This is a genomic window from Novipirellula sp. (genome assembly GCF_041583735.1).
Classification (GTDB): Bacteria; Planctomycetota; Planctomycetia; order Pirellulales; family Pirellulaceae; genus Novipirellula.
On record NZ_JBFHFD010000640.1, the window covers coordinates 1 to 4,979 of the forward strand.

Here is a 4,979-nt window from a genome sequence, read left to right on the forward strand (position 1 = left end):
ACTTTGGGGACGACTATTTTTCTTTCTGGGTTGGAGGCGTCTACAACATCGTCCTGAATTCGAGCGTCCTGAAAGATCCCAGCGGCGCCGCAGAAGTGCTGAGGACGCAGCAAGCTTGGCTCGATCAACAACTCCAAGATGCCAAGACCGCGAAGCCGAAACACATCCTGTTGTTCCAGCATCATCCATTTTTTCTTGAACAAGAAGAGGAGCCGGATCAATACTTCAACATCCCGCTGGAGCGGCGAACGCCACTGTTACAACAACTCAAACAGGCAGACGTGCGAGCCGTTTTCGCGGGCCATTACCACCGCAACGCCTATGGTCGCGCCGGTGCAATGGAAATGATCACTACCGGTCCGGTAGGTCGCCCGCTTGGCAAAGACTCATCCGGCTTTCGCATTGTGATCGTGGATGAAACGAAGATCCAACATCAATACTGGGCAATGGACGACGTGCCCGAGAAAATCAACCTGCCTGCAGACCAATCGAACGACTAAATTTGAAAAACAGTGAAACGGCCTGTCTTTGTTTTCCTCTTCCGCGGAGTTCATCTTGATCCTTTCTCGTACATGGCGTTCGATGCCGACCATCCTGTGGGTCATCACACTCACTGGGCTCTTTCTGCCGCTACAGGGAATTGCTCAGACTGCTTCAGTGATCAAGCTGGTTGACAACAGCGACCTTCCGTCCGGCGATGGATTGGCAGCCAAGTTCGCCAACAACTCGCAACTAAACCAACATGCCGCGGTGATCTTTACCGATGATTTTGAATCTGGAGAACTGGGGGCAAAGTGGGACGAGACGAATGATCGCGGCGGCAACGTGCTGAGTTTTTCCGATCCGGCATCCAAGAGCCCGATGCTAGGCCGACGATCGCTGAAAGTAACCGCGACGCTCGGCCAGAATAATGGCGGTGGATTCACGAAATGGTTTGAATCCTCCGATCGTTTGTTTATCCGTTTCTACACAAAGTTCGACAAAGACTGCGATTACGTACATCACTTCTGCACGCTGCGGGCAAACAAGTCACTTCAGGGTGGCGACCGTTGGAGTGGGTTTGGCGGAGCGGGCGAATTGCCCGCTGGCGATGAGCGATTTTCGACGGCCATTGAACCGTGGGGGAACTGGGGAAAGTGGACTCCGCCGGGACAATGGAATTTCTACAGCTATTGGCACACGATGCAGCCCAGTCCGGACGGCAGGTACTGGGGCAATGGTTTCCGCCCCAAAACGCAACCCAACATCAAACGCGGCAAATGGATCTGTGTCGAATTTATGATCCAGCACAATACACCGGGGCAGGACGATGGCGAGCAAGCTTACTGGATTGACGGTGAACTTCGCGGCCATTGGCGCGGCATCCAATGGCGAACCAGTCCCACGTTGATGGCCAACGCATTGACGCTGGAAAGTTACGTGACCGATCGCTGGACGAAACAACGCGTGAACATCGTTTACTTTGACGATGTCGTCATTGCCAAACAATACATTGGCCCATTACCCATCGAATGAGGCCTAAGCAATGTCGCTCAGCTCTCCGAGCTGTCTGCGTTCATTGAGTTCACGCAAATCTTAAAAGAGATAACACGTCATTCGAAAGAACTTTGAACCCCAGCAACTTCAACCCAAAGACAGCAGCGAATCGGATCAATCGCTGTTCAGCTGGGACAGTACCACTTTGGCTAAGAGACGCGTCACTTCACAACCCGAAGCGTGAATTTTGATGTTGCGCGTTTCGATGTTCTCCGGGCCAAAAGTCCAGCAATTTGCCTAGCCTGGTCCAACGGGCTAGGTTTGCAATGCCAAGACACCTAAGGGCCGAAGGCCCGGCCATTTACCAGCCGACGTCCGTAGATCCGAGCAAACGGCCGGGCCGTTGGCCCTTCCATTCATTGGTTTTCTTGGTCCCAGCCCGTTGGACTGGGCTAGGTAAACGTCCGGGGCTTCGCCCCTAAATACAAACTCGCAACTTCAGAACTCACGCGTCGGGTTGGAATCACCTGTAAAGTGACGTGCTCTGATTAGGCCAGCAGGGAACGGATTGGCGTGCCTTCGCTTCGTTTCATGGGGCGGCCAATCGGCGTGTAGACCTCTTCGGCGAACGGGACGCCCAGTGCCGCCAGGATCGTTGCATGCAAGTCGGCCACCGTGGTCACGTCGGCGACATCCTGGGTTGGATTCTTGGAATCTAGTTTTGGTGTCGGCGAAGTCTCGCCAAACACATGCCCACTGCGAATCCCGCAACCGGCTAGCAGCGTCGAAAAGCCGTGTGGCCAGTGATCGCGACCGCCGGCGGGATTGATTGTCGGAGTGCGTCCGAATTCGCCTCCACAAACCACCAACGTGTTTTCAAGTAAATCACGATCGCGAAGCCGAACCAACAGCGAGGCGATCGCTGGATCGAGCGTCTCGCACGCCGCCGACTGCAACGAGTGATTGTTGATATGCGAATCCCATCCGCCGAGCGTGACTTCGACACAGCGTGCGCCCGCTTCGATCAACCGACTTGCCGCCAAACATCCGCGTCCAAACGGCGTGTCGCCGAATGCGGCTAGTGTGGTCTGCGATTCTTCGGACACATCGAATGCCGACAACTGCTCACTGGACATCATCCGCAGCGCCGCATCGGTGGCCGTCACATGCAACGTGCGTTTCGTTTCGAGTTCCGCGATCCGGCCACGCCGAAACTCTTTTTCAACCACGTTGTAGAGGTCATCGATTCGTTTGTCGTAGCGGTCTTGTTTCACCGAGCGGCGAACATCCGGCACCGGGCCGGCGGGATCGCCAATTTTGAACGCGTCATAGGCGCCGCCCAGATAGCCGCCTCGCGCCGGCGCCCCACCAGGCAAGATCGAGATGTGACGTGGGATGTCCGAATCGCCCGGATCAGACTCACACAGCACCGCGCCGATCGATGGATGAATCAGCGTGGGATCAGGACGAAAACCGGTCTTCACGTTATAGACGGCGCGTTGATGATCCCCTTCTTTTCCGGTCACGCTTCGCACCAGCGATACCAAATGCATCTGCTCGGCGAGCTGCGGCAACGTATCCGCGATTTGAATCCCCGCTGCCGACGTCTTGATCGCCTTGGTGTCGCCACCAATCGATGTCCCCGGATGTGGATCAAAGGTTTCCAGCTGGCTTGGGCCTCCCTCTAACCACAACAAAATCACGCTCAAGGGACGCGACGGGTCGGTCACTCCTAATTCATCCGCCCGTGCCAACGCATGGGCGAGTTGGGACAGAAACATTCCGCTCGCGCCCGCACCCAGCAGCGTACGACGAGAGAAGTGAGCCTGGCGGCTACAGAGCCGATCCGGTGCAGTGAAATTCATGATTGGTCTTTCAATTTACCACCGCTTTCACGGGTGCTGCGTAAACACTTCCAAGTGGAACAACGGAAGTACGGGAGTGAGTTTCGGTTTGTAAGGCAATTGGAACGAAAGCCGTTGACGCCTTCCGCTACGGTAATGATCCATCTTTTTTTGAACGTTGACCTCGCACATCAGTGGTTCCACGCCAATTCGGTACTGTTGAGCAACACCCAATACAAATCTTCAATTCCAGCGTGGCGATCGTCGCTCTCCTTGAGTCGCGTCACAAAATGTTCTTGTTCGCTCGGAGTCGGGCGGCGATTCAAGACGGCCAAATACGTGGTCTCGATTGCCTGAGTATCCGTCTTTGCAAACCGAGCAATATGGTTTGTTGCGTTCAGCACCGGATTATCGCCAATCGCTTTATGTAACATCTCGCCGTTGAGCATCACCAATCGTTGCGAGATCGTGACGCTGTCGTTGGTAAATTCATCCTCGCCTTGGTCGCCGTAGCGGCGGACAAAATCGTTGGTGCTGCCGAATTTGTCGAGCTGAACGAGCAGTGACGAATCACGATCGATCTTCTTGATCCTGGCGCTCTGGATGATGCACGCCGCCATCTGCTCGGGACGCAACCGCGTCAAAGGAAACACGGCTCCAGCGTCCTCGTGCGCATCGGTCACTTCGAACGCTGCACGACTGGAGACACGAAACGCCGAACTGCGAACGATCATGCGGATCAAGTCGCGAAGATCAAACTGATGAGTAATAAACTCATCGGTCAGGGCTTCGATCACTGCGGGTGCTTCTTCGTCCAGTGGCAGATTATCCACGGCATCGGTGGCACTGCGACCAAACAACAATGCCCATACATGGCTGACCGTCGATCGCGCGGCCTGACGATTTTCCGGGTGGGTGATCCATGCCGCCAAGCGATGACGTGGCGAACCGTCGGCGGGCAACAACTCGGGTTGATAGGGAACGCTAGGCGTCACTTCGACTTCGTCATCGGCGTCCAAGTATTGGTAACGATAGTCGGCCTTGTTCTCTTGAACCCCTTGTAGCCCATTGGTTTTAGCACTGGTAAAGAACGCAGCGAGTTGATGAAAGTCGGTCTGCATTCCCTCACGCGGCGAGTCGGCACTCCCTAGACTGACGTTGCCAAGAAAGTCGTTATGGCACTGCAAACAATCGATTCGTAAACCTAAAAAAGCACGTGACGCTCTAGCGGCCAAACGGACCGGATCGGGCTGTCCATCGTTGCTGTCAAAGGTGACGGTTAGGAAATTGACTTCGGGTCGATCGGTCCACAGTCCCTCGGCGGTGACGAGTCGTCTGACGATCTCGTCATAGCGTGTGTTTTGCGAGAATTGGTCGGTTAGCCAAGTACGAAATCGGCGGCGGCGATAGACCAAAAACGGGCCATTATCAGCGCCGACATAAAACCGCGACCAACGTTCGCCCCAGTATTGATGAAAACGCGGATCGACCAGCAGCGATTCCAGGTGAGCTTGCTCACGCTGCGATTCTGGCATCGATTCCAACCGCCGTATCTCTTCGAGCGACAGCCCGCTTCCGACCAGTGCCAACGACATCCGGCGACAGATCGTCAGCCAGTCGGCGGTCCCGGTCCGCTCAACCCCCGCATCGTCCCAGCCG

General features: G+C 55.4%; 3 protein-coding genes and 1 pseudogene. 2 read left to right on the top strand and 2 right to left on the bottom strand.

Features of this window, described 5'->3' with window-relative positions:
* Both ABX962_RS29985 and ABX962_RS29990 read left to right on the top strand, forming a co-directional pair.
* Window positions 1–500 (top strand): annotated as a pseudogene (locus tag ABX962_RS29985) (phosphoesterase); the annotation flags it as partial.
* Between the two features lie 55 nt (window positions 501–555).
* Entirely contained in the window at window positions 556–1,515 is a 960-nt protein-coding gene (locus tag ABX962_RS29990) for a hypothetical protein (RefSeq protein ID WP_372725052.1), read from the top strand.
* A 509-nt stretch (window positions 1,516–2,024) separates the two neighbouring features.
* On the opposite strand, the gene ABX962_RS29995 is transcribed toward ABX962_RS29990, so the two are convergent.
* Window positions 2,025–3,341, bottom strand: coding sequence for a DUF1501 domain-containing protein (locus ABX962_RS29995; protein ID WP_372725054.1), 1,317 nt, complete (start codon window positions 3,339–3,341; stop codon window positions 2,025–2,027).
* A 170-nt stretch (window positions 3,342–3,511) separates the two neighbouring features.
* The coding region (locus ABX962_RS30000; protein ID WP_372725056.1) for a DUF1553 domain-containing protein at window positions 3,512–4,979 on the bottom strand (1,468 nt) is incomplete at its 5' end.